The 24,168-nt window shown below is 63.3% G+C and carries 27 protein-coding genes; 18 read left to right on the top strand and 9 right to left on the bottom strand.

Annotated features, from left to right (window positions below):
• The first annotated feature begins 61 nt into the window (after positions 1-61).
• The 6 genes from ACLJQE_RS37045 (at position 62) to ACLJQE_RS37070 (ending at position 4,717) form a co-directional block, all read left to right on the top strand.
• A complete protein-coding gene (locus ACLJQE_RS37045; RefSeq protein ID WP_020640049.1) occupies positions 62-442 on the top strand; it encodes a helix-turn-helix domain-containing protein in 381 nt (126 codons plus the stop codon).
• 290 nt (positions 443-732) lie between these two features.
• A complete protein-coding gene (gene istA, locus ACLJQE_RS37050; RefSeq protein WP_410644238.1) occupies positions 733-1,998 on the top strand; it encodes an IS21 family transposase in 1,266 nt (421 codons plus the stop codon).
• Positions 1,995-2,813, top strand: coding sequence for an IS21-like element helper ATPase IstB (gene istB, locus ACLJQE_RS37055; protein WP_410644239.1), 819 nt, complete (start codon positions 1,995-1,997; stop codon positions 2,811-2,813). Before istA ends, istB begins: the two co-directional genes overlap by 4 nt.
• Before the next feature lie 148 nt (positions 2,814-2,961).
• Positions 2,962-3,351: a hypothetical protein gene (locus ACLJQE_RS37060; protein ID WP_410644240.1), complete on the top strand. Its 390-nt coding sequence runs from the start codon at positions 2,962-2,964 to the stop codon at positions 3,349-3,351.
• 89 nt (positions 3,352-3,440) lie between these two features.
• Positions 3,441-4,370 (top strand): hypothetical protein, encoded by a 930-nt coding sequence (locus ACLJQE_RS37065; protein WP_410644241.1) that lies wholly within the window; start codon positions 3,441-3,443, stop codon positions 4,368-4,370.
• Entirely contained in the window at positions 4,352-4,717 is a 366-nt protein-coding gene (locus ACLJQE_RS37070) for a signal peptidase I (RefSeq protein WP_242547350.1), read from the top strand. Before ACLJQE_RS37065 ends, ACLJQE_RS37070 begins: the two co-directional genes overlap by 19 nt.
• On the opposite strand, the gene ACLJQE_RS37075 is transcribed toward ACLJQE_RS37070, so the two are convergent.
• Positions 4,706-6,187, bottom strand: coding sequence for a helix-turn-helix transcriptional regulator (locus tag ACLJQE_RS37075; RefSeq protein WP_410644242.1), 1,482 nt, complete (start codon positions 6,185-6,187; stop codon positions 4,706-4,708). The two genes, ACLJQE_RS37070 and ACLJQE_RS37075, sit on opposite strands and share 12 nt — an antisense overlap.
• 418 nt (positions 6,188-6,605) lie before the next feature.
• On the opposite strand from ACLJQE_RS37075, the gene ACLJQE_RS37080 reads away from it, so the two are divergent.
• The 3 genes from ACLJQE_RS37080 (at position 6,606) to ACLJQE_RS37090 (ending at position 8,157) form a co-directional block, all read left to right on the top strand.
• Positions 6,606-6,947, top strand: coding sequence for a MarR family transcriptional regulator (locus tag ACLJQE_RS37080; protein WP_410644243.1), 342 nt, complete (start codon positions 6,606-6,608; stop codon positions 6,945-6,947).
• 86 nt (positions 6,948-7,033) lie between these two features.
• A complete protein-coding gene (locus ACLJQE_RS37085; protein ID WP_410644244.1) occupies positions 7,034-7,861 on the top strand; it encodes a Scr1 family TA system antitoxin-like transcriptional regulator in 828 nt (275 codons plus the stop codon).
• Complete coding sequence (locus ACLJQE_RS37090) at positions 7,858-8,157, top strand: hypothetical protein (RefSeq protein WP_410644245.1); 300 nt, start codon at positions 7,858-7,860, stop codon at positions 8,155-8,157. The genes ACLJQE_RS37085 and ACLJQE_RS37090 overlap by 4 nt, the downstream gene beginning before the upstream one ends.
• A gap of 440 nt (positions 8,158-8,597) precedes the next feature.
• On the opposite strand, the gene ACLJQE_RS37095 is transcribed toward ACLJQE_RS37090, so the two are convergent.
• The 4 genes from ACLJQE_RS37095 to ACLJQE_RS37110 are packed head-to-tail and all read right to left on the bottom strand — an operon-like array spanning position 8,598 to position 11,052.
• Positions 8,598-9,248: a DUF6338 family protein gene (locus ACLJQE_RS37095; RefSeq protein WP_410644246.1), complete on the bottom strand. Its 651-nt coding sequence runs from the start codon at positions 9,246-9,248 to the stop codon at positions 8,598-8,600.
• Complete coding sequence (locus ACLJQE_RS37100; protein WP_410644247.1) at positions 9,245-9,721, bottom strand: hypothetical protein; 477 nt, start codon at positions 9,719-9,721, stop codon at positions 9,245-9,247. Before ACLJQE_RS37100 ends, ACLJQE_RS37095 begins: the two co-directional genes overlap by 4 nt.
• Complete coding sequence (locus ACLJQE_RS37105) at positions 9,718-10,668, bottom strand: caspase domain-containing protein (protein WP_410644248.1); 951 nt, start codon at positions 10,666-10,668, stop codon at positions 9,718-9,720. Before ACLJQE_RS37105 ends, ACLJQE_RS37100 begins: the two co-directional genes overlap by 4 nt.
• 3 nt (positions 10,669-10,671) lie before the next feature.
• Complete coding sequence (locus ACLJQE_RS37110; RefSeq protein WP_410644249.1) at positions 10,672-11,052, bottom strand: TIR domain-containing protein; 381 nt, start codon at positions 11,050-11,052, stop codon at positions 10,672-10,674.
• A 625-nt stretch (positions 11,053-11,677) separates the two neighbouring features.
• Between ACLJQE_RS37110 and ACLJQE_RS37115 the strand changes: the two genes are divergently transcribed.
• From ACLJQE_RS37115 to ACLJQE_RS37135, 5 genes are read left to right on the top strand one after another with little or no spacing between them, the layout of a single operon-like run.
• Positions 11,678-12,670, top strand: a complete 993-nt coding sequence (locus tag ACLJQE_RS37115) for a toll/interleukin-1 receptor domain-containing protein (protein ID WP_410644250.1) — start codon at positions 11,678-11,680, stop codon at positions 12,668-12,670.
• Between the two features lie 4 nt (positions 12,671-12,674).
• Positions 12,675-13,079, top strand: coding sequence for a signal peptidase I (locus ACLJQE_RS37120; RefSeq protein WP_410644251.1), 405 nt, complete (start codon positions 12,675-12,677; stop codon positions 13,077-13,079).
• Complete coding sequence (locus tag ACLJQE_RS37125) at positions 13,000-14,244, top strand: FAD-dependent oxidoreductase (RefSeq protein ID WP_410644253.1); 1,245 nt, start codon at positions 13,000-13,002, stop codon at positions 14,242-14,244. The genes ACLJQE_RS37120 and ACLJQE_RS37125 overlap by 80 nt, the downstream gene beginning before the upstream one ends.
• A gap of 6 nt (positions 14,245-14,250) precedes the next feature.
• Positions 14,251-15,246, top strand: a complete 996-nt coding sequence (locus ACLJQE_RS37130; RefSeq protein WP_410644254.1) for a TIR domain-containing protein — start codon at positions 14,251-14,253, stop codon at positions 15,244-15,246.
• Positions 15,247-15,259: 13 nt separating this feature from the next.
• Complete coding sequence (locus tag ACLJQE_RS37135) at positions 15,260-16,012, top strand: hypothetical protein (protein ID WP_410644255.1); 753 nt, start codon at positions 15,260-15,262, stop codon at positions 16,010-16,012.
• Positions 16,013-16,516: 504 nt separating this feature from the next.
• On the opposite strand, the gene ACLJQE_RS37140 is transcribed toward ACLJQE_RS37135, so the two are convergent.
• Both ACLJQE_RS37140 and ACLJQE_RS37145 read right to left on the bottom strand, forming a co-directional pair.
• Positions 16,517-17,365 carry a recombinase family protein gene (locus ACLJQE_RS37140; protein ID WP_410644257.1) on the bottom strand — a complete coding sequence of 283 codons (849 nt, stop codon included), beginning with the start codon at positions 17,363-17,365 and terminating at the stop codon, positions 16,517-16,519.
• A gap of 767 nt (positions 17,366-18,132) precedes the next feature.
• Positions 18,133-18,684 (bottom strand): hypothetical protein, encoded by a 552-nt coding sequence (locus tag ACLJQE_RS37145; RefSeq protein WP_410644259.1) that lies wholly within the window; start codon positions 18,682-18,684, stop codon positions 18,133-18,135.
• A 520-nt stretch (positions 18,685-19,204) separates the two neighbouring features.
• Here ACLJQE_RS37145 and ACLJQE_RS37150 point away from each other — a divergent pair.
• Positions 19,205-19,879: a DUF4190 domain-containing protein gene (locus tag ACLJQE_RS37150; RefSeq protein WP_410644260.1), complete on the top strand. Its 675-nt coding sequence runs from the start codon at positions 19,205-19,207 to the stop codon at positions 19,877-19,879.
• Between the two features lie 64 nt (positions 19,880-19,943).
• Complete coding sequence (locus ACLJQE_RS37155; protein WP_410644261.1) at positions 19,944-20,390, top strand: sigma-70 family RNA polymerase sigma factor; 447 nt, start codon at positions 19,944-19,946, stop codon at positions 20,388-20,390.
• A gap of 25 nt (positions 20,391-20,415) precedes the next feature.
• On the opposite strand, the gene ACLJQE_RS37160 is transcribed toward ACLJQE_RS37155, so the two are convergent.
• Together ACLJQE_RS37160 and ACLJQE_RS37165 are read right to left on the bottom strand one after the other, a co-directional pair.
• The gene (locus tag ACLJQE_RS37160; protein ID WP_410644262.1) at positions 20,416-20,790 is read right to left on the bottom strand and encodes an ATP-binding protein; all 375 of its coding nucleotides are present in this window, start codon (positions 20,788-20,790) and stop codon (positions 20,416-20,418) included.
• A gap of 60 nt (positions 20,791-20,850) precedes the next feature.
• Entirely contained in the window at positions 20,851-21,099 is a 249-nt protein-coding gene (locus ACLJQE_RS37165; RefSeq protein ID WP_410644389.1) for an STAS domain-containing protein, read from the bottom strand.
• 209 nt (positions 21,100-21,308) lie between these two features.
• Between ACLJQE_RS37165 and ACLJQE_RS37170 the strand changes: the two genes are divergently transcribed.
• Together ACLJQE_RS37170 and ACLJQE_RS37175 are read left to right on the top strand one after the other, a co-directional pair.
• Positions 21,309-22,733: an MFS transporter gene (locus tag ACLJQE_RS37170; protein ID WP_410644263.1), complete on the top strand. Its 1,425-nt coding sequence runs from the start codon at positions 21,309-21,311 to the stop codon at positions 22,731-22,733.
• A 107-nt stretch (positions 22,734-22,840) separates the two neighbouring features.
• The gene (locus ACLJQE_RS37175; RefSeq protein ID WP_410644264.1) at positions 22,841-24,058 is read left to right on the top strand and encodes a cytochrome P450; all 1,218 of its coding nucleotides are present in this window, start codon (positions 22,841-22,843) and stop codon (positions 24,056-24,058) included.
• Positions 24,059-24,168: the final 110 nt, after the last annotated feature.

The following is a 24,168-nucleotide window of genomic DNA, read 5'->3' on the forward strand; positions in this document are numbered from 1 at the left end:
GACGTGGTGAAGGCTTAAAGAACCGCTAATCTCGGCGCTGAGGCGGAGCGCGGAGGAATACGTGACGGAGGACTGGGCGGCAGTCGCCAAGGCCATCAACATGCGCGTGAACGAACTCGGCTGGCGACAACGCGAGCTGGCCGAGCGATCGCACGTGTCGCAGGCGATCGTGCGCGAGCTCCAGCACCACACGGTCGAGCGCCGCCGGAGCGCGCGCACGCTCGAAGCGCTGTCGACGACGCTGGGCTGGCACCCGCAGCACCTGTTGGCCGTGCTGCAAAACCGCACACCGCCGCACCCGGACGAGCCAGCCGACGACGGCCACGAGCTGTGGTCCCGCCTGGACGCGCTCGAACAGCGCCTGGCCGAGATCACCGACCGGCTGGAGGACGTCCAAACGAGCCTCGCGACGGTGGTCGAGCACGTGAAGCCGAAGCGTTAGCAGAGGGCGATTCGGGCTGGTGAACCAGGTGATTTCCATACCTAGAATTCAAGGCCGAAACGACGTCCGATCCCATGCACAACCAGTGCAGAAGCAGTGCGCAACCACTGCATATCCGCTGCACAAGAGCGCTTTGGGGCGGCAATGAGCGGAGTGGGCGGCTGGACCGGACGGTCAGCGTCAGCGCTGCAATCCGCGTTGCGGCTGAGCAATGAGAAATTCGTGTCGTCGCTTCGTGAAAACTGACCCCCAGGAGTCTTCCGAAAGTTGACCCCCTCTGAGGTAGGAGGGTGCTGAACGTGGAGGACTGGGCGGAGATCCGCCGGTTGCATCGGGCTGAGGGCGTGCCGATCAAGGAGATCGTCCGGCGGCTGGGGATCTCGCGGAACACGGTCCGGGCGGCGTTGAGGTCCGAGGGCCCGCCGAAGTATGAGCGGGCTTCGCGGGGGTCGGTGGCGGATGCGTTCGAGCCGCAGATCCGGGCGCTGCTTGCGGAGTGGCCGCGGATGCCGGGACCGGTGATCGCGCAGAAGATCGGGTGGCCGCACTCGATGTCGCCGTTGAAGAAGAAGCTGGCCGCGTTGCGCCCGGAGTATGCCGGGATCGACCCGGTCGACCGGGTGGTCTACGAGCCCGGCCAGATCGCTCAGTGCGACCTGTGGTTCCCCGAGCCACGGATCCCGGTCGCCGCGGGCCAGGAAAGGGTGCTGCCGGTGCTGGTGATGACGCTGTGTTTCTCGCGGTTCCTGGCCGCGACGATGATCCCGTCGCGGCAGGCCGGCGACATCCTGTCGGGGATGTGGCAGCTGGTCAACGGGATCGGCCGGGTCACGAAGCGGCTGGTCTGGGACCGGGAGTCCGCGATCGGCGGGACCGGTCGGGTCAGCGTCCCGGCCGCGGCGTTCGCCGGCACCCTGGCCACGAAGATCGTGCTCGCCCCGCCGCGGGACCCGGAGTTCAAGGGCATGGTCGAGCGGAACAATCAGTTCCTGGAGACCTCATTCCTGCCCGGCCGGGTCTTCACCAGCCCGGCGGACTTCAACGCCCAGCTCGACGAGTGGCTGGCCCAGGCGAACAACCGGACCGTCCGGTCGATCCAGGGCCGCCCGGTGGAGCTGCTGGAGACCGACTACCAGGCGATGCTGCCGCTGCCGCCGGTTGCTCCGCCGATCGGGCTGAACAGCCGGGTCCGGCTCGGCCGGGACTACTACGTGCGGGTCGACACCGTCGACTACTCCGTCGACCCGCGGATGATCGGCCGGTTCGTTGACGTCACCGCTTCGCCGGGCGAGGTGAAGGTGTTCTGCGACGGGCAGGTCGTCGCCCGGCATGACCGCTGCTGGGCCAAGCAGGTCGTGGTCACCGACCCGGCCCACCGGCAGGCTGCAGCCTTGCTGCGGAAGAACGTCGCGGCCGAACGCCTGCGCCGCGAGGCCTCCGGCGAGACCCGTCGTCACGCCGACGGACACGTCGTCGCGATGCGGGCGCTGCCGGACTACGACGCGCTGTTCGGCGTCGATTTCACTGCACCACCAACGAAAGCGAGCAACACGTGAGCACTACCGCCAAGCCCAAACCGTCGGCAGCAGGGACGAAGGATGGGCTGCCGTCTCAGATCGCCTACCTCACCCGGGCGCTGAAGACCCCGACGATTGGGGCGTTCTGGGAACAACTGGCCGGTCAAGCCCGGGAGGAGAACTGGTCGCACGAGGAATATCTCGCCGCGCTGCTGCAGCGTCAGGTCGCCGACCGCGAGTCCAAGGGCACCGTGATGCGGATCCGCACCGCCCACTTCCCGGCGGTCAAGACCTTGGAGGACTTCAACCTCGACCACCTGCCCTCGCTGCGCCGCGATGTCTTGGCGCACCTGTCGACCGGCATGTTCGTCGCCAAGGCCGAGAACGTGATCCTGCTTGGCCCGCCCGGCATCGGCAAAACCCACCTCGCGATCGGGCTCGGGGTCAAAGCCACCCAGGCCGGCTACTCGGTGCTGTTCGACACCGCCAGCAACTGGATCGCCCGGCTCACCGCCGCCCACCACGGCAACCGGCTCGAGGCCGAGCTCAAGAAGATCCGCCGCTACAAGCTGATCATCATCGACGAAGTCGGCTACATCCCGTTTGACCAGGACGCGGCGAATCTGTTCTTCCAGCTCATCGCCTCCCGCTACGAGCAGGGCTCGGTGATGGTGACCTCGAACTTGCCGTTCGGGCGCTGGGGAGAGACCTTCTCCGACGACGTTGTCGCCGCGGCCATGATCGACCGTCTGGTCCACCACGCCGAGGTCCTCACCCTCACCGGCGACTCCTACCGGACCCGCCAACGCCGCAACCTGCTCCGCGACCAGCAGCAAAACACCGACCAGAACTAGACAACAACACCGCGCAGGGGGTCAATTTTCCAGAGACCACCCCGGGTCAAAGTTCCCGAAGCGTTGACAATTCGCCGAGAAACTCGGAATCGGCGCACGTACGGTCGCGTCCTGGCACCAGAAGCCGGACCTTCGCCCGCAGTCAGAGATGCAACAGGTCCTCGACACCGCGTATGAGCGAACGTCGGACGCCGAGCGAGCCCGCTTCGCCGAGCTGTCCGGCGACGGGCCGGCCGTCCACACCAGGCCGGACACGAAGGAGGCCGATCGACGACTGGCCGCTGACCCCCACATCGGCGCGGCCCTCGAATGGCTCGACCAGCACGCCTACCGGAGCCCTGGCGCCGCACGCCGCGCCGTCGCCGAGCAGGCCGCGCGCGTCGACGCGCAGGAGGCGTACGCCCGGGCCACTCGCCGCGCGTGGGTCGATCAGCGCGCCGTGACCGACGCACTCGCCGAGTACTACGGTCGACGTCACGGTGACCACGGCTTGTATGCCGGAAGCTGCGGGAAGCAGGCCGTAACACCAGCATCCTGACCTGCGCTGATTGGCTCGATCTGGCGTGCGAGCTACGTCCGCCGCGCGACGGGCTCACGATCGCGAGCGCCCGGCCAGACCCGCGAGAAGTGCTCGACGAGCACGCGACGAGTGCAGCGGTCAACCGGCTGGCCGAGACGGTGGCCATGAACACGCGGCTCATGAACGCGCCGCTCTATCGGCTGCTGAGCACGGACATCCGTGAACGCCACCTCGGCGGCACATTCGGCGTGGACCACTTCGTCCACTACGCCCTGACGATGGACCTGCTCGAAGGCGAGCTGCTCGACGCGCTCGCGGCCGGCGACACGACGTCGCTGCCCCTTCGTGATCGCTACCTCCCGGACGTCGGCGCCGTCCTGGACGTCGGCGGCCGACTCTGCGCAGGTGGAGCCCTCGCCTTGACGGCCATCGCTCGGCCGGCCGACTCGTACCGCGGCGAAGCGGACTACGTGCTCTTGGTCCAGGAACGCTCCGGCCACGTACTCAACGCCACGCGCCGACTCGCCGTCATCCCGAAGGGCTTCCACCAGCCACTCACCGACGTCCGACGAGAAACCCAGATCGGTGCCACCCTGCGACGAGAGATGGAAGAGGAGCTGTTCGGCCGGCCAGACGCCGACAACACGGTCGCCGACACACTGACCGCGGACCCGATGCACCCGACCAGGCTCACGGAGCCGATGCGCTGGCTCCTCGCCGAGCCCGGTCGCCTACGGATGGAGTGCACCGGGTTCGGCCTGAACCTCGTGAGCGGAAACTACGAGTTCGCTAGTCTGATCGTCATCGACGACGAAGAATTCTGGACACGCTACGGCGGAGTGGTCGAAGCAAACTGGGAATCCGCGACTCTTCGTCAGTATTCGACTACTGACGCGGAACTCGTCACTGAGTTGTTGGGTGATGTAGCGTGGAGCAACGAAGGACTGTTCGCCATGACGCAAGGGCTTCGACGCCTTGCGGAAATCGGCGGAGAGCGCGTGAAACTGCCCGCGATCGAATGGGAGATAGGCCAGTGAGCGACGGTTGGACCGCCGGCAACGCCAACGAGGACGCGGCCGACACTCGCGGCTGGTTGGTCGGCCACTTCATCGACCCGTCGCAGGGTGTCCGAGCATCCAAGGACGTCGAAGTAAAGTGGGCCAACCACCCTGCGGGCGACAAGCGTCCCGAGTGGACGTCCGACGACCAGCGAACCACGCTGGTGATGCTGGTCTCCGGCGAGTTCCGAGTAGAGGTCACCGGCGGCGGCAAGATTATGACGCGCCAGGGCGACTACGTGATGTGGGGACCGGGCATTGACCATTCTTGGGAAGCGCTGGCGGATTCGGTGGTGTTGACAGTCCGCTGGCCCTCAGCAACCTAATTCGACGGCGGGAATCTTCACCCGATCACCGCCAATCTCGGCGAGCCGACGTAACCCCTGGAGAAACGCGAACAGTCCTTCGTTGCTCCAGTTTTCGTCACCGATCAGCTCGGTGACCAAGTCGCCGTCGAGCGTCGAATACTGCTGGAGGCCAGCAGCCTCCCAGTTCGCCTCAACGCGGCCCCCGAACCGCGGCCAGAAGTTCTCATCCTCGACCACGACCAGGCTGGCGAACTCGTAGTTCCCGCTGACCAGGTTGAGCCCGAACCCGGTGCACTCCATCCGCAGCCGGCCGGACTGCTCGGTCAGCCACCGCATCGGAGCGGACAGCCTGGTCGGGTGCATGGGATCGGCGACCCTGAGATCTCCGGCGGACCGGTCGACGTCCGTCCTGCCGAACAGCTCCTCCTCAAGCTCTCGACGCAGGGTGACGCCGATCCGGGCGTCCGCTCGCAGGTCCGCGAGCGGCCCATGGAAGCTCTTCGGGATCACCGAGAGGCGGTTGGCCGTGTTCACGACCTGCGCGGACCTCTTCTGAACCAGCAGCACGAAGTCGGCATCACCGCGGAACGGGTCCGCCGGCCGTGCGATCGCAGTCAATGCCAGGACGCCACCCGCGCAGAGGCGGCCGGGCAGGTCGAGCACCGCGGACACGTCGGGCAGCTGGCGGTCGCGGAGCGGCATGTGTCCCGGACGCGCGGTACGGCCACTCGCCAAGTACTCGATCAATTCACGTTCCAGCAGGTCGAGGCCAAGTGCGTACTCGACGAACGACGCAATCCCGACCTTCGCTCGCAGTGCTCCGGGCTGCGGGTCGACCTCGAGCAGCCGGTACAGGGGAACGTCGGCGATCCGGATGCCGGACGCTGTTGCGTCCGCGAGACGCTGCACCGCAGCTCGCTCGTCGACCACCGCCGGTGGCGGCGTGCCGCCACCCTCGAAGGCGGTCTGGTCGCCCGCGGGCGACAGCGAACAGGCAAGATCCAGCCACGCTGGCCGCGTAAGGACGCTGGTGGTCACCTCCACTCGACTGCAGCGTGCGGCGTATGGCCGGTGATCGCTGGTCGGCGGCGCGTAGTAGCCAGCCAGGGCCTCCGCGATGACGCTTCGCGGCGGATTCGGCCGGTCCCGAGTTGACGTAGCTGCGCTCGCGTGTACCTGTTCACGGGCTCGCCCCAGCGGCCACCCGGCGTGCCGATCGAGCCACGTGAACACCGGCTCGAACGAGTCGTCCGGGCTGAACTCTCGCGTGACAGCGCTCGGGCCGACCAGGGCCTGCAATTCCTCTCGTGAACGGCCGAGGACGCTCGCCAGCTTCGGCCAGAGGTAGGGGAGTGGCACGTAGTCGCCCGCCTCCCAGCGAGCAACGGTCGAACGGTCGACGTGCAGCACGTCCGCCAGACCCTCTTGGGTGAAGCCGGCGACCTTACGAGCTGAGATCAGCCCATCGCGACGTCGCCCTATGGGCATGACCGACCTCCAATCCTGCTTGACCAGATCAATGTAGCAGCAGTAACTGCAGCTCAGACGGGCTAGTGCGACGTACACGCCACACAACTGCCGCATCGCTGCTCTGGTCGTCGAATCTGACTCCCGTTTGACTGATTTCATCAGTCGCGAGGTCGAAGGGAGGGGACGTGACAGGCACTAGCTGCAGGTCGCTGCACTCAGCTCTCTACATCAGCTGGTACCGGTGCGTGCTCGACGGCCTGACGCACGCGGTCACGGACGGTGAGTTCCTGCGCGGCATCCGCCTCCAACAAGGCCGGTACCACTCTCTCTGCGGCCACGAAGTGCTGATTCAGTCCTGCCTGGCACCGGCCGACCGTTCATGTCCGACGTGTCGTGAACTCGTGAACGCCTCCGCGCGCGTCGCGGTGAGGCGACGATGACGCCGGTCTCGCCCTCTTCGCGTACGGACCTCGACGCGCTGTTGCTGCAGCCGGTACGCCTGTTCATTGCCTGCCTGCTGGCCGACACCAGCTGGCGTTCGCAACTCGCAGTTCAGCAGGCTTTGGAGCTTCCCACGCCCGACCTCGACCTGCACATCGAGTTCTTGCGCGCGGCCGGCTACCTCCAATGCCGTGCCGAACCCCGCGAACTCCGACTGACCCCTTTGGGCTTGAAGCGGCTGCTGGAACACATCGGCGCCCTGAAGACGGTCGCGGCAACAGCTGGCGCCCTGGTCGCGGAAGTCCGAACTGCACTCCCCGGCGAAAGCCCGCCGTGACAGCTGGCCATCGCTAACCAGACCGTTCTAAACCGCAGCTCACGTGCACGCACCTGCTGCGAACAGCCCTCAGCAAGGATCTGAAGATGCCCAAGCCGGTCATATGTTCGCCCGCGACTGTTGCTGTCAGCAGCAGTTTGCGAGAAGCCCGCGAGCGCCGCCGAATCGGCTTGCGGAGGCTGGCCGGCAAGATCGGTGTTCGCCCCGCGACTCTCTCGGCGTGGGAGCTGGGCGTCAGAGTCGCGCCCGCGACGGCCGTGGCCTGGATCCTCGGATATCTCCGGGTCGAGTCGGCTGAGTACGACCGGGTGATGGCGCTCGCCACACACGCCGGCGACGCGAACCTGATCGACTCGTCTGACGCGCAGCTAGGGCACCTGCTGTGGACGTACGAACAGCTCTCCAGCCGCGTCGTGGAGTGGGCGCCGTCGGGCATCCCCGAGCTACTCCAGACACGGGCGTATGCCGAACGGGTGCTCGACAAGGCCGTGGTAGAGGACGACCGCAGGGACATGGAGCAGCTGAGCCGCCAAGTCCGCCAGCAGGCACTGGATCGAGGGGACCGGCGCTACCTGTTCCTTGTCGGTGACCAGGCACTACACGGCATGGACGACCTGCGTAACGAGCAGATCGAGCACATTCGCGCGGCGGCGCAGCTCCAGCACGTAACTGTCCGAATCGTGCCGCCAACGGAGACCGCGCTGAAGTCGATCGGCGCCTTCACGCTCTTCGAAGATCGCTCCGATCCGATCGTGGTGGTGCTCAGGCATCACCACTGCAACACCTACCTGACCGACCGCAAGTTGCTGAGCCGCTACCACGACACGGCAAGGACCCTACTGCGGCGCGCATTCGACGAGTCGGCGAGCACGTCCGCGTTGAGCGCATCTGCGCTGATTCGGGCGGCGGGATGACTGCGGTGATCTACATCGACCCACTCATGATCCAGCCGGTGATCAACGGTGAGTGGCATCGGATCCGTCTGACGAAGCTTCCCGCACCCGGGCAAATCATCACGATGCTCTGCGAAGCTTCGGGACCTGCGATGTTCCGGCTGTCCGACGACGAGCGGCGACGGCGCGGGATTCCCCGGCAGTGCGAACGCTGCGACGCCATCTATCGGCGTGAGCTAGGGATCCCCCGTAGGCTTGGGACGGACGTGACGGGCGCCGCCGCGGACCTGTCGCAGCCTTCCTCAGCGAAGTATTAGCAGGTAGATCCTCATTTTGAGCCGTCACAGCCAGTGTGACGGCGTGACGGATTGCAAGCCAGGCGAGACTTTGATGGTCTAGCAGATGTTGGCGCCCAGCCGCATACGCGGCTGTACATGTCGCCAACGTGTCCGCCGCGCTCGCCTCAATACGGAACCTATCCGCGCGGACTTCCGGTCGGAAACGGATTGATCGTTTCCGACGGATCGTCGGCTGCAGGTCCGGCACCTGGCTCGCGGTTAATCGTCATTCGCCGCCGTGGTCGTGGGCTGCGGTTGGGCGTCTGCTTCGCCCGGGGGAGCGGTATTCGGCGTCATCGTGGGCATTTCGAACGGGGTGTTGGGCGCAGGGTAGCCGCCGCGGTTTTCGGTTCCGCTTTCGATTCCGGGGGAAGCCACGGTGCGGTGGATCTCTCCTTGGCGGGTGGGTTGGTCACTCATCAGAACTCCTTGATGTCGATGTACTCGATCTCGGTCCAGCGCACCAGCAGCCCGCGGGCGTCAGGTAGCGGGACGGTCTGGTTGTTCTCGTCCAGAACGAGGTTTCCGTTATCGGGTTCGATGGTCAGGCCAGCGGCGAGGTAGAGATCACCTTCCTCGGGATGGCCAGAAGCGTAGGAGCGGCGGCCGTCGGCGGTAAGGCCGTAATAGCCGGCCAACCAGCCGCCGGACTTCATCTTGATTCGGACGATCGCCCGGGCGGTGTGGCGCCACAGGTAGTCCCACGCCCGGGGCTCGGGGGCGGCTCCGACCAGCAGGATCGCCCACTTCTTGTGCTTCTTGTGACCCCGGCCTACGACGCTGCCCACCAAGATGGGTGTAAGCACGTAGCCAACGGCCAGGCCCTGCAGCAGCCAGAGGTTGGCGGTGCCGTTGACCAGCCGGTGCTCGGCGATCAGGTAGCGGTAGACCCAGTACTCGCCGGCGGCCAGGATCGCGTGCATTACGGCGGAGGCAGCCAGGAATCGCACGAGGCGATCGGAGAAGCTAACGCCGTAGCCGGTGGTGACTCGTTCCAGCGCGAAGGTGTAGGCGGCGCCGGGCAGCAGCGCCAGCACGGCCACCAGCAGTCCCTGGAAGGTGGCGATCACGTCCGCCGTACCCCTTCGGGCCAGGAGATCAGCACGTCGCGGCCAAGTTCGCGGGCGTGGGCGACTGCGTCGCCGGTGCCGCCGAGGCCGTGGGCGGGCTGCCCGTCCCATACTGCGACCAGGAGGTTGCAGTGCTCGACCACGTACTTGCCGGCGGCGTCGAAGGCCGCCTCGCTGGGCTCGGCGAAGGCCAGCTCGGTGACTTCGGCGGCCGCGCCCCGCAGTTTCTGGTAGACCGTGAGGTCGGCGGGGTTAAAGGTGTCGGCGTAGCCGCGGCACGGGATCACCGCGTGCAACCGGTGCCCGGCCGCGAGCAGCAGCCCGGCGAACAGGTGGTCCGCGCCGGCGGCGAGACTGGACAACCCGGTCACCGGCCCGTTTTGCTGCGCGAGCAGCGTGCGGATGTCGCGTTCGGCGTGGCGTCGGGCGATGTCGGGCAGGTTCTGGTGTCCGCTGATCCCGATCGTCGTCATAGGGTGCCTCGTTTGGCCATCTGCCAGTAGTGCTGCCCGAGTGGGGTCAGTCGACAGCTGCCACTGTCCATCGCCGCGAAGTACATGTGTTGATGATCCACCGGCTCGACCAGCTTGTTCGCCCGGCATTTCTGCAACTGGTCGAAGATCTCCTCGTGGTCGGGGTGCGGGTCCAGTCCGGACTGCGACTTGTCCGGCTCGTAGCTGGGGTCCAGCTGGTAGTGGTGCCCCGGGTCGGGGAACCACTCCAGCAGGTTGTGCAGCGTGGGCAGGGGCACCGAGGGGGCGCACTGTCGTAGGTCGTGTAGTCGGTCGACGTTGGCCTTGAACGTGGGGCGCTGGTCCCAGGCGCCGAAGCATTCCGAGACGTAGGCGTAGAGGCCTGCGACGGTGACGTGGCCCAGCACGTCCGCGGCGCCGCCGTCGAGTGCGCCCTCGAGGTGGGTGGAGAATAGGCCGCGCCCGCCGGCCTCGGCGGAATACTGGTCACCGCGGCTGGCGGTCAGGATGGACATCCCGCTGCGCAGCACTGCCGCCTCGGTTAAGGCGGCGACGGTTCCGGCTCCGCCGGAGAAGCAGCAGTCCAGGATCACTACGATCTCTTTGACCTGCGACTTCCGGGCGATCGTCAGCACCTCGGCGAACAGGACCCCGGGCGTCTCACCCTGGCCGTCGCTGGTGACCAGGGCGACGTCGCCGTCGACGGGGGTGCCGTGGCCGGCGAAGTACAGCAGCGCGAAGTCCGCGCCACCGGATAACAGTTCCCGCACGCCGCTCATCAGGTCGTTGCGGGTCACCGTCCCGGTCAGCAGCCGGCAGTCGAGGTTCTTGGTGGAGTCTTCGTTGCGGGCCAGCAGCGGCTGCAGCGCCGTCGCGTCGTTGACGCAACCGGCCAGCAGCCGCTGGTGATCGTAGTGGTCGATCCCGACCAACAGAGCGCGCCGCACGGTCTACAGCCCGTCGATGAACGCGGCGACGCTGTCCCACGTCCACGCGGTGCACCGCGCGGATCCCATCTCCGTCGGCTTGACCCGGTAGTCCTTTTCAAGCCAGATGCCTAGCAGCGGCTTGCCCTCCTCACGCGCGCACCGAATTTCCCAAAGCTGCCCGTCAGCCTTCGGCGTGCTTGAGCTGATTAGCGCGATCACCCCGTCCGAGCGGAGGATTCGGGTTCGGACCTTGGTCTTCCACTCGCTCTTGTAGGGTTCTTTCACCGACATGTCTGTGTACTCGTAGGGCGAGCGCACCAGCAGCCGCTGCCCGTTGAACAGGTTCCGGCTTGCCTCGTCCTCCTTGGCGAAGGCGATGAACACCGTCTTCTGATCCGCCATCGCGAACCCCTCTCGTGCATTCCCCTCGACGCGTCCCGCGCCACTCCAATGGCGAGATACGGTACCTTAGGACACCAACAAACTTGCGGACCCTCGCTCGGTCGGTGTGATTTCGTCACCTCGCTGAGGCGTGAAGCCGTGGAATGCGACCAGAGCGAACGCGAGTTTGCGCTGTTCAGTCGCACTCTGGCGCGGGCATCCGACAGCCTCCGATCATCGACAGGTCTCGCAACTTGGGGAAGTAATCCCAGCTCAGCGAACCGTCTAGTCGAGGACTGACCGCCGGCGCAGTTGGTTGTTGAGGGCACGCGTGCGCCCTCACGTCCCAAGTACCTGCTTGTGAGGCACTTGTGCGCGGAGCCTCCGGCGCCAAGCAGCCTGTCGATCGTAACGAAATTTCAACACGGCCGTCTCAACTTAGAGGGGGCTGATCATGAACTGCGGCCTGGCAATGCCTGACCTTCGTTGGTATCATGTTGGTAACGTTTTACATGACTCTGTAACCGGGAAGATCACTCGGTCGACTTGTAAGCTCAAGAAGGATTGGCCAACGTCAATTCGACAGTTTGAGGGCGGAGTGAAGTGGAATGAGATGTGAGCGCTATTCATGGTCGGCGAGGCTGTGATGGCCGACGAAGGAAAACAAGTTTTTGTTAGCTACGCGCGGTCTGACGAGGATATAGCCCGTGCATTGAAAGATCGTCTAAGTGAACGAAATATTTCATGTTTTATGGACACTGCTGAAATTCAAACAGGGGACTATTGGAGGTCCAAGGTTCGAAAGGCTTTGGATAGCTCATTTATACTGATCGTAGTTTTGACCAGTCGCTCGGTGATATCTCATGAGGTCACATTCGAGTGGGCTTATGCCATGGGTGAGGGGGTCCCTGTGATACCCGTGGTTTACGAACCGGGTTTGGTATTGCCCGCGGGGCTTGATGCTGTAGATCGGCTCGACTTTGTTGACCCACTAAGCCGTCAGTGGGACCGCCTCGCTTCTCGGATTACTCAAGAGATTTCAGATAACACCGCAAACATAGGCACACTGCGGCGATTTGGACTGCGCAACCTTGTGTCAGGACGCGTACAACTCTCCCAGAAGTACACCGTCAGTAACATTTTGTCCTTGGCTGTCGAGGGATCCGAACTGTTGGTGGTGGGTCGTAGTCTTGAAGGTTGGTCGCGCGAGTTCCAAGGAATAAGGAACGCTTGCTCTCGAAAAAGCCTCCGTGTGCGAATGGCGCTAGTGGACGAGAATCTTGACCCGCCGTCTTGGATGATCCCAAGCGACTATTCGTTTTTGGATCTGCGGGCATCTGTGGAGAAGTTCCGGCTTATGGAGCCGATCGAACGTGAATCTGAGGGTTCTTTCGAACTCTACACTCTGCCAAACTCTCCGCTGTTTGCGTTTACCGCATTTCGGGGAGCCGATGGCGAGTGTGGGATTCTTGAGGTGGGAGCAAGTCTGGGTTTTGACGACCGACGGGCGCTGATCTTAGGAGAAGGAGAAGATGTTGAAGCGAGCTTACTCAAATCACTTAAGAAAGTGTACGAAAGAATAGTTTCGGAGAGGGATCCGATCTTCACCCTTAAGAGAATCGAAGGGACTGGGGTGTGAAGTTATGACGCAGGCCGCTGACTTGATTGCGGACACCTTTCCTTTTGATGGCGAACGTATTTCGACAGGGAATGCCGATTTCTTCATTGATTCCCCGGTTCGGGGTTGGTTCGTCGGATCCTTTCTGGAGTGTGCTGCCGGGTTACGTAAAACCCGGAAGGTTGAAGTGAAGTGGAGCAGTCACAGTTCGGGAGATCGTAGAGTACAGTTGAGTCCGGGATCGGGCAGTACCAGCTTAGCGATTCTTGTTTCAGGCAAATTCTCGTTCGAGTTTCCCGGCGAAGAACCAGATAAAATAGTTCTGACACGTCAAGGCGACTATGTCGTTTATGGACCCTCGGTGGCGCATAATTGGGAAGCTTTGGAGGATTCGGTCGTCATTACCGTGCGTTGGCCATCGGATCTATAAGATCGATAAATGCATCTTCGTTGGCTGGAGCCCAGTGAGAGGTCTCGTGGACGTTTTAAGGCCAGACATACTCGTAGTGGGCGCAGGTATCTCGGGGCTTATGGCCGCCGTCAAGCTGGCTCGACTTGGATTCGACGTTCTATTGGCCGAAAAAGGGCCAAGGCTTGCGCCGGCTTCTTCGACAAGAAATGAAGGATGGCTGCATGCTGGAACGTACCATGCCAACTCAATCCCCGACAGGCGGCGCGCCCACGGCGTAGCTAAAGGATGTGCGCTAGGGTTTTTGCAGATAAAAACGCTGATCCCGGAAGCGGTAGGAAGTGAGCCGGCGATTGCGCTTGTGCGTGAAGAGAACAGAGCGGCCGAGGCAGAAGATCGTTGGCTGGAGTTCTCTATTCCATTTAAAAGAGTGAGCGTTTCGGATTTCCGAAGCAGGCTACCGCTTCTCGATCATACCTTGATTTACCGAGCTTATTTGGTTCGAGATGCGGCAATCGACTCTCGAATCTTGTTTCGTTTTTTATCTGCGGAGTGCAACCGCCTGCAGGTGCGCACAATTCTTGATTGCGACGTTCGTCTAAAAAACGGCGAGGCTTCCAGGTTGGTCGTGAATGGCGTAGAGATGGAAGTCGAACCATCCGTCACTGTGGTGGCGGCGGGTCCCTGGACTGGAGACCTCCTTGGCGGCCTTGATTTTACCGTAAACGTCCGATTCTGGAAAAGCCACATATTGTATGGAAGAAGTCTTTTTAGTCAGAACTTCTTCTGGTTGGACCCAAATGAGTGTACTATAATAAATCACGGCGAAACGGGAGTTATAGGGCTGAATGAGGACAGCTACCCTGTAGTAGACCTTAACGCGACTGTGGATCGGAGTAGAGCGTGCAGTGTTCTTGAGGCGGCAGCGCGTTGCTTACCATCTAAGGTGGGCGAGCTTGAGAGCTATTCCAGCTTTGCTTGTATAAAGGTCGACATATTCCGCGATGAAACGAGAAGATCACTCGATGCGGAGGTGCTGGAGTTTGGTGGTCGCGTTTTTTGCATTTTGCCCGGCAAATTGACTGCTGCACCTCACGCATGTGACTTACTAGTGCAAAAGGTGCTCAACTGTTTTGATGATCACAGGGGTAGATTCTTCCGGCCATGGGATTCTCCTGTAGAGTAGGTAAGCGTGGACTACTACCATATTCGCGTCACTGTAAGTGATAATCGCCGTGACGAGGTTAAGCTCGATTTGACGCTCGACGATCTCGAAAAAAACTTCCTTGCCGGCTACAGATCTACTGCTGGCGTCATGCTCAATGGACGGCATTACAAGCCGGATCAAATCGAACGTGTCCGTATTTCAAAATCGGACCGGCCATCTGCTGAGCTTATCGTGGAGGCGAAGCGAGAGAGCCGCAGTTCAAACGTTGCGGTTATCAGTGGGGTATCGATTGAGTGGCGAGCCGCGGCCCGGGGCGTGGACGTGACAGATCAGTTTATTACCGGCCCGCCTGGAGAAGGCACTTTTTTGGTCGCGCCGTCCGCGGCTTCCTCTTCGGGTGGACAGATTGTAGAGTCTTCCGAAAATGCGGATTCGGTATTTCTAATTTACGGACGTGACTCGGAAGCGTCGAACGCCGTAAAGGATTTCTTGCGTTCATTGTCTTTGCGCATTATCGAATGGGAACATGCTGTAGTAAGAGTGGGCCTGCCGAATCCTTATGTGGGAGATGTAGTCGAAGCCGGCCTTCGTATGGCAGCCGTAGCCGTGGTGCTTCTAACCCCTGATGACGTAGTCGCACTGCGGAGTGATTTGATACGGGAAGACGATGGTCCTGATGAACGTGAATTTAGAGGACAACCACGACCAAACGTAATATATGAGGCTGGCATAGCGGACGCCATTGGACGCGAACGCACAGTTTTTGTTGAAATGGGTCTAGTCAAGCCCTTTAGTGACATTTCAGGACGGCTTGTAGTGCGATTTGATGGAAGTGCTCCTAGTCGCCACACATTCGCGGGGCGGCTTCATGTCGCAGGCCTGAATGTAGATAATTCTGGTACTGACTGGTTGTCGCGCGGCGATGTTGGGCGGGCTATTCAAGTCTCGGCAAGTATGGTCGGTAAGTACAATGGTTTGTCCGCAAGGGTAGAAACTAGAATTGAGGCTGAGAGTGAGTAGATTCCGCGACTTCGTGTATCTGGAGTCCGACACCGTAAGCAGCTTTCTCTCCTCTGTGGAAGATGGTGTCTATAACTCTGAAGATCGAGAGACTGAGATTAGCGGTGGGCCTAATCCTTACGCGGCGGACGCATATGATGACTCGTCGAATTATTCCGATCGTCGCCGACGTAAATTGGAGCAAACAGGTCCGTCGAGATTTGCTCGGTTGGTGCAGTACGTTTCAGATGATCCGGATGAAGTGCTGATTACCGATCTGCGTGAACCGTCAAGGTTGGCAGAAGGGGTGTTCTGTCAACTTTCAGGTAAAATTGTTATAGCGCAATCCGTTGCGGCCATGACCATAAGTAAGGAGTTTCTTGAATTGGGGCGAAGGCTAAATTCGCTTGGCGTCACGGCTGTAAAGGAGGAGGATCTCAAGAATATGGAGGCGGTGAGCGAAGCAAGTGAGGCTATTGGTAATCGCATAAACGTTACCATGCAAGTTCAGGGGCTGACTGACCTGCTCGTTCTTCCTTTGCGGAAGGATATTATCGCAGAACGCTTTGCTGACCTGAATGGAAACCTGACTGTCTTCGGTAGGGTATCACAAATGATTCGTAAAGGTGAGTTCTATAATATTATAGAGCTGCCAGGGGAAGGGCATATGTCACGTCAGCAGCGTCGTGCTATGTCACGTAAAACGGGTACAAATTCTGCTTTCGAAAGAGATCGAAGGGTAATGGGGCCCGCAGTGGTGCTCAACGTGATAGCCTTGTTTAGATAGAATAGCGGTTCATGTGTGCGAGGCGGCTGGTACCTTCTTCTTACGGAGGTTATCGAGTAACAGTGGTTTCGTGCGTCGCTTCCCGTGGCCGCGCCTGGAAGAGATTTCCGACTGACTGCTGCGCGATCCTCGGTTGAGCTCGTCTGGTGACCGTGTTCCCGTAAGCTGAACCGTCTCGAACTCTAGCTTGACTGACAAGGCAAGACGTTGTGATTAGCTGGTGGGATTGCGTCGGCCGGTCGGGGTCGCGGCTGCGACAAGCCGTCTTCTCTGATTCGCAAGTCGCTCGATTGAAGATTTCTTAGAGACTAAGGGTTGTTTCTATCGAGCAAGATCGTCCTCGGACACAGTATTACCCCACGGATCGCGAAACGCGATCTTGAAGCTGGGGCGATCGTAGCTCAGCTCGAATCGATCTCCTCTAGTCGCCATCCGACGCTGTCGTAGACGATGATCTTTCCTGAGTCGCGCAGTGCCGCTGCCACACGTCTGTGTCGTGGCCGATCAAGCTCCGGTGGCGTGGCCGTCGTGGCCTTCATCTCCGAGCCGGATGCTGATCTCCTCGACGAGATGGTCCTCGCGGATGTACAGCGTCCTCGGCCGGGGCTGGCCCGTGCACTGGGTACTGGTGTAGCCGTGGCGGCAGCGATAGGCCGGACGCCCGTGGTTCCAGTGCGAATCCAGCCGCCGGTCACAGACACGGCAGCGGATCAAACCGGCCAAAGCGAACCGGCGAGTCCTGCCGTCGTGGGCTGGTCGGGCCGCCCGGATCTGCTGCGCGGCGACGAAATCCTGCTCCGTGATGAGCGCTGGATGGGCGGCCTTCGCCGACAGCGCAGGCGTTGCGGCTGGGCTGTCGGTGCCGCTGGCTCGGCGATTCCAGATCTGGCGGCCGGTGTAGCGCGGGTTCGCCAGGATCACGGCGACGGTGCGCAGGGTCCAGGCCCCGCGGGTCCGGTGGCGGTTGCGGTCCGGGTCGACGCTGGACGGGCAGGGGACACCACGCTCGTTCAGGTGCCGGGCGATACTGGCGACGCTGTGCCCGGCCAGACGTTGCCGGAACATCCAGGCGACGTGTGGCGCGGTTCGAGGATCGGGGGCGAGGCGCTGGAGCCGTCGGCCCCAGCGGGCGTCGGCGGGGTTGGGGTGCGGGCCGGCGTCGACGAGCTGATAGCCGTAGGGTGGTCGTCCGCCGAGGTAGCGGCCTTGCTGAGTGGCCTGGTTATGCATTGCCGCCAAGACCCGGTGCCGGGCTCGGAGTGCCTCGCGCTGTGATTGGGTCGCCAGCAGCGACAGCAGTGCCCGGTGATCGCGGTTGCCGAGATCGACGGGCCTCCTGTCTCGGGCAGCCACAGCTGGACGCCGTGCCGGGTGCACCAGGTGTAGAGGGTCGTGAACTGGGTGCCGGTGAAGGCACGTTCGTATTCGCCGACCACGATCGCATCGATCACGGATTCTGGGCTTGAGGTCTCGGTTATGAGCCGGGCAGCCTGCGGTCGCTGGCGCCATGGGACGCGGCGTGAGGTGCCGGCGTCGAAGTAGGCGGCGACGACCTGGCCGTGGCCCCCGACCAACTCATCGGCCATATCGCGCTGCCAGCCCTGGGGCGACACGCGATCTTGATGACGGGTGGTCGACGTACGGCCGTAGAACGCGAACCGCAAGCCACTGCCGTGGTCGGGGCGGGCAGTGGTGGTTGTCGGCTTCTTGCCGTTCATCCACTGCGCCAGCAGGTCGGCCGTGCCGGCAGGTGGTGCGGCTACGTGAGGCGAGGGCGGGTGGGGTGGTGTCACGCTGGACGGATGTCGCTGCCGTGGGGTCATGACGGCGCGTTCTGAGCGGTTCATCCGATCAGCGCAGTCAACGCGTGATCTAGGCCTGTATAACGCCCTATGCGGCTCGATGCAGGAGATCCACTTATGAGCTCTGACGGGTCCAGGCTGCGGTCCTCAGTCTGAAAGCTGCCGTGGGAAGATGACTACGACGTCGCCGGTGCAGAGCCAGTCGTCATCGAGGGATGCCGACGGGCCGATTTCGTCGCGAGGTGATCACTGAGCCCGGTCTCGAATTTGCCGGCGTCCACTGGCCGACGCGCTCCACAGCTGCAAGACTGGGGCCGATTACTTGACGAACTGCATCTTGGGGCAGCCTTGGAATGTGACGCTGCCGTCGCCTCGTCCGACAGTGACGATCAAGGTGGTCGCATGGGTCGCGAACTTATTGTCGATGATGTCGCCTGCCGCGCTGGTGCGTTCCCAGTAGCAGTCGCTGGCGGTCCGGGCTGCTTTCCACTTGCCAGGTGCGATCTTTCCGGGGCCTCGACCGACTTCGTAGGTGCCGTTCGACTTCGTCGCGAGGCCCGTGAGGGCCGCGTCGATGTCCTTGGTGAACGTGGGGCAGAGGATGGGAATCCCGATTTGGTAGACGCGTGCGCCGTTGGCGTCACTGGTCGCGTTTCCGTCGAGCCATTCACTCGGATCCACGCCGCCATCCGTCGCCTTGCTCAGGGAGGGAAAGGTATCGCAGGCAGCCTTTACGAACAGGTGCGCGTACGGATATTCACTGACGGTCAACCCTGCGGCCTTGACCTTTGCGTCGACTTCCCGCTCCTCGCACGAAGTGAGTACGACAGCAGCAACCGCGATCGTTACCGTCACTGCCGCCTTCTTCATTGGTTCGTCCTTCGTCGAGTTGATCGGTCGCGGGGTACTGATCGCGCGACGGTGACGCACTGTTACAAGCGGACCAGTCAAGCGGCTGGACTGTCGTCAGCCCCATGCATGGATCTCTTTGACGGCCTGCTTCAGACGGGCGCGGCGGATAGCCCACGGCGCTCTCAGCGCCCCGCGTTTTCCGCAGCCCAGGAGGTGAGGGTAGGTCGTCGTCTCGCAGGCTCGCCGCCAGTCGGCCAGCGCTCATGTCGCAACTCAGCTCTGGGTGACGTCGTTCCATGTCTCCACTTGCTCCGAACGAGTGAACTTGAAGTTTCAATTTCTTACGCTAGGTAACGGTGGTGAGTCAGTCGCTTACCGGGGCCACCAGCGGAAATGATCGTGAATGGCGTCCCTTGAGTCCGTTCCGTGACCTGAAGCGGCCTTCGGGTCCTGTTACACACGCGGCCCGGGAGGCGACGGATGGCGCAGAGCGTGACGCGTTCGGTTGCGTCGCCGCTGGACTGAAAGAGGCAGCCCCGTGTCTTACGCCCCCATGCCGCCGTCGCCGTCGATGCCGGTTTCGAACCAGTACAAGAACGGCCTCGGCACCGCCGGGTTCGTGCTTGGCCTGGTCGGTCTGATCTTCGCGTTCATCCCGATCATCGGTGTCATCGCATGGCCGCTGGTGATTCTCGGGCTGATCTTCGGCATCGTCGGGACGTTGCGGGCCAACCGGGGCCAGGCGAGCAACAAGGGACTGGCCATTGCTGCCGTCGTGCTGTCGGCGATCGGGCTGGTCATCTGCGTGCTCTGGACGGCGGCCTTCGGCAAGGCGGTCAACGACGCCGCGAACGGCCTGCCGACGGAGGCCGCGCCTGCTGCCGTCGCGGACGCCGGGTCCCAGCCCGCCGCGGCAGCCCCGACCGCGGCCGCGGCGGCCAAGCACACCGTCGTCTTGGAGGTCACGACGGCTGCGAAGTCCAATCTGCAGTGGGGCAGCGGGTTCACCGCGAACTCTCAGGAGGTCCTGGAGAAGGGCAAGACCTGGAGCCAGACCCTGACGATGGACGACCTCGTGTTCACTTCGGTCAGTGCCACCCCGGTCGAGTTCAAGATGGGCAGCAAGGACAACACTTGCAAGATCACTGTCGACGGCAAGGTTGTCGTCGAACAGCACAACAGCATCGGCGCCATCTGCACCTACCAGCCCTGAACCTCGAGTTGCACGCCGCTGTGCGGTCGACCAGCGCTCGGCACAGGAATTCGTCGAGCAGATGATGACCGACATACATCACAGCGGGGAGCTGAAGCTCGGGCAGGCCGGCGACACCCTGGCCCACGACCTCGGGCGCGCGCCCACTCCGAGCGAACTCGCCACCCACCTGGACATGGACGTCGAACTCGTCCGCGAGGGGCTGCTCGCCGCACAGGCCTACCGGGCGACCTCGATCGACGCCCCCGCCCGCGGCGCCGAAGGCACGGCCACGATCGCCGACCGGCTCGTCGTCGACGACTCCGGGTTCGCCAGTTTCGACAACCGCATCGCGCTGCAGGCCGCGATGGCCAAGGTGCCGCCCCGCGAGCGGGCCATCATCAGGATGCGGTTCTTCGACGACCTCTCCCAAAGCCAGATCGCCGAACGGATCGGGGTGTCCCAGATGCAGATTTCCCGGCTGCTGGCCAGGACCCTCGAACAGCTCCGCCAGCACATCACCACCGACTGACCCACCCACCCGGCGCCATCGGCCGTTAACGCGGTCGCAGGCTCTCGCATGTCCACGTCATGGTGACGGTGGTGGTGCCGGCGGCGCTTGTCTCGATCGTGGCTCGGTCAGCCAAGGCGTGGATCAGCGGCAGGCCTCGTCCGCCCCACAAGCTGGAACGCGCAACCGGATTCCAGTGACCGTGATCGCTGACGGTGACGGTCACCGAGTCGCCGGTCCGGCGGCCATGCAGGCCGAAGGTGCCGCCGCGGTCGGCATAGGCGTGGACGACGACGTTGGCCATCGCCTCGTGCACGCCCAGCAACAGGTCCTGGACACGTCCCGCGGACAGGCCAGTGCCGGCGGCCCACACGGCGAGCTGGTCGCGAAGCGGCGCCAGCTGAGCCGGCTCGGCAGACACGCTTGATGCTGCAGATCCCGTGCGGTGGAGGTGCCGTCGGCAGATTGCCGGCAGTGCAGGTCATCGCGGGCGGTCCGCGGCGAGTGCGGCCGCGCAGCCGGTGAACACGGGCGGCAGCTGGTCCAGCCCGGTCAGGGCGATCGCGCGTTGAGCCAGGCCTTCGCCGGTTGTGGCGACCCTCACGGTGGTGTCCTGGCCTCCGGCGGCATGGGCTTGGAGCAGCACGGACAGCCCGGTCGAGTCGAGGAACGTCACCGCGGTCAGGCCGATCACGAGGACTCGGGGACGCCGGGCGAGCGCCTGGTGGATTGGACTGCTCGCGTGTCGATCGCCAGCAGTGTGTCCAAATGTTGGGCGGTGATGGTGATCATGACGACTGCCGCGTCTGCGGCCTTTGGGGAGAAGTTGCCAAACTCAGCCCGAAAATGTGAGGTAACTCACGTCCGTTTTGTCCGATTACCGGGGGTTCCCGCCCCGGCATGATGCGCGCAGAACACTCGGTAGTGAGGAGAAAGCGCGTGGACAACGGTCAGGGTGTCGGCTCGTGGCGGGAGCTTGGTGCTCATCTGAGTACCGCCGTCGTGTTGGCAGGCGGTGTACTCGTCGGAGCGGTCAACATCTACGTGGCCGCGAGTCTGTTGCCGACGGCGGTCAGCGATATCGGCGGCGAGCTGCTGTACGCGTGGAACATGACGGCGTTCCTGGTCGCCCAGGTGGTCGCGACGATGTTCGTGAGCCGGACGCTTTCCCGGCACGGCAATGTCGGCTCCTACCTGATCGGGTTCGGTGTCTTCGCCGCAGGTTCGGTGGTCTGTGCGGTGAGTCCGGCGATGTCCGTGCTCCTCGTCGGTCGTGGGGTGCAGGGGTTGGGCGCTGGTTTGTTGACCGGCCTGGGGTTTGCCGTGATCCATTCGGCGCTGCCGCCCCACCTGTGGGCACGCGGGAGCGCCTTGATCTCCGCGATGTTCGGTGTCGGTAACTTCGTGGGCCCGGCTCTTGGTGGACTGTTCGCACAGTTCGGGTCGTGGCGGCTGGCGTTCGTCGTGCTGGCTGCTGCCGCGGTCGTGATGGCAACGGTCGTACCCCGAGCACTCCCACGAAGCGAACGGGATGGGCGAGCGATCCCGGTGCCGGCCGTCTCGTTGGCGTTGGTCGTTGGAGCCGTGGGTGCGGTGAGCGTCGCCGGGATTCTCCCGAACACGGCAGCAATGGCAGCGTTCATCGCCCTGGGCCTCGCCTTGGTGACGGCGTTCCTGGTGACGGAGAAGCGGGCGAAGGTACGGGTCCTCCCGAGGTCGACGTACCGGCCCGGCTCGGCGTTGCGGTGGGTCTATCTGACCATCATGTTCCTCGCGTCAGGTGTCGCGGTGGAGACGTTCCTGCCGTTGTTCAGCCAGCACTTGGGTGGGCTGCCTCCCGTGGCGGCAGGATTCTTCGCCGCGGCGCTGTCATTCGGCTGGGCGGCAAGCCAGATCGTCAGCTCCTCAGCACGCCAGGAGCGGACCATCCGGCGGCTTCGCATCGCAGGCCCAGCCGTCCTGGCCGCTGGGTTCGCCGTGCTCGCTCTGTTGCAACACCAGAACGCATCACCGCTTGTCATCATCGCCTGGCTGCCCGTGCTTCTCCTCGGTGGCGCGGGAATCGGCATCGCCATGCCGCATCTGTCGGTCGCCGCCATGTCCAGCACCACCGACCCCGAAGAGGGGCAGCAAGCCGCCGCCGCGATCGCGACCGTATTGACGATGGCCACCGCCTTCGGCGCAGCAGTCGCCGGTCTTCTGGTCAACCTGGGCGCACCGTCGATGGTCACCTCCGCGCGCTACCTCCTGATCGGGTTCGCCATCATCTCCGCCTTCGGGATCTTCACCGCACGGCTGGCCAGCCACCACACGCGACGCCCGAACGAGGCCGACGTCGAGCTCACCGCCAACGGTCACCCGTGACCGGCTCCGCCGAGAACGCGTCGTCGGTGCACTTGCCGAATGCCCCTCAGACTCGCGGCTCGTGACCAACACAGACAAGAAATGAACGTTCGACACGAGGAGGTTCCATGACCGACGACAGGACAGCGATGTCGCAATTTCCGATGGCTCGCGCGGCGGGTTGCCCATTCGACCCGGCGCCAGAGTTGACCCGGCGAGCCGAACAGGCGCCAGTTTCGCCGGTGAGGTTGTGGGATGGCAGCACGCCATGGCTGGTCACCCGCTACGAGGACCTGCGCGCGCTGCTGGCCGATCCACGGATCAGCGTCGATCCCACGCAACCCGGTTTTCCACACACCAACGCGGTGAGCAAGGCACGCGATACGAGGATGACGACGCTGATGCAGATGGACCCGCCGGAACACACCACTCAGCGACGGTTACTGACCTCAGAGTTCACGATCAAGAAAATGGAGACCTTGCGACCCCGAATCCAACAGATCGTCGACAACCTCATCGACGAAATGCTCGCCGGCCCGAAACCGGTGGACCTGGTGGAGGCCTTCGCGTTGCCGGTTCCCTCGCAGGTGATCTGCGAACTGCTCGGCGTGCCCTACGCCGACCGCGACTTCTTCCAAGGGGTGGCCCGCACACTCGTCATGGACGAACCCGATCCCGAACAGGCCATGGCCGCCAGCGAGGAACTGAACGCCTACCTGGAAGAGCTGGTGGTCAAGAAGAACACCAAACCCGGCGAGGACCTGCTCAGCACGCTGGCCGTCGAACAGTTCCGGACCGGCGCGATGACTCCACGCGAGATCGCCGTGCTGGGCCAGCTCCTCCTGGTAGCCGGACATGACACCACCGCCAGCATGATCACCCTGGGCACGGTCACGCTCCTGGCGCACCCGGACCAGCTCCGCGCGGTCCGAGACAGCGACGACCCCGCGCTGGTGGCCAACGCGGTGGAGGAACTCCTCCGCTACCTGTCCATCACCCACACCGAAGCTCGCCGTGTCGCACGGGAGGACCTGGAGATCGGCGGCCAGCTCATCCGCGCCGGCGAGGGCATCATCGCAGTGAAGAGCACCGCCAACCGGGACTCCTCAGCCTTCCCAGACCCCGATTCGGTCGATGTCCGCCGCAAGGCCCGCCACCATGTCGCCTTCGGCTACGGCAGGCACCTTTGCCTGGGCGCCCCACTGGCCCGCGTAGAGCTGCAGGTCGTCTACAGCACCCTCTACCGGCGCATACCGACCCTGGCGCTGGCCACACCACTGGAAGAGCTGGCATTCAACGAGAACGCGGTCTTCTACACAGTGCGAGAGCTACCCGTCACCTGGTGAAACGGAAGGAAAGTGGACGAGGATCACCGCCGACCAAGAAGCCTGCGTCAGCTCTGGGCAATGCGTGCTCAGCTCGCCAAAGGTGTTCGACCAACGCGACGAGACGGCAT

This window comes from Amycolatopsis sp. lyj-346, from assembly GCF_046548975.1.
GTDB lineage: Bacteria > Actinomycetota > Actinomycetes > Mycobacteriales > Pseudonocardiaceae > Amycolatopsis.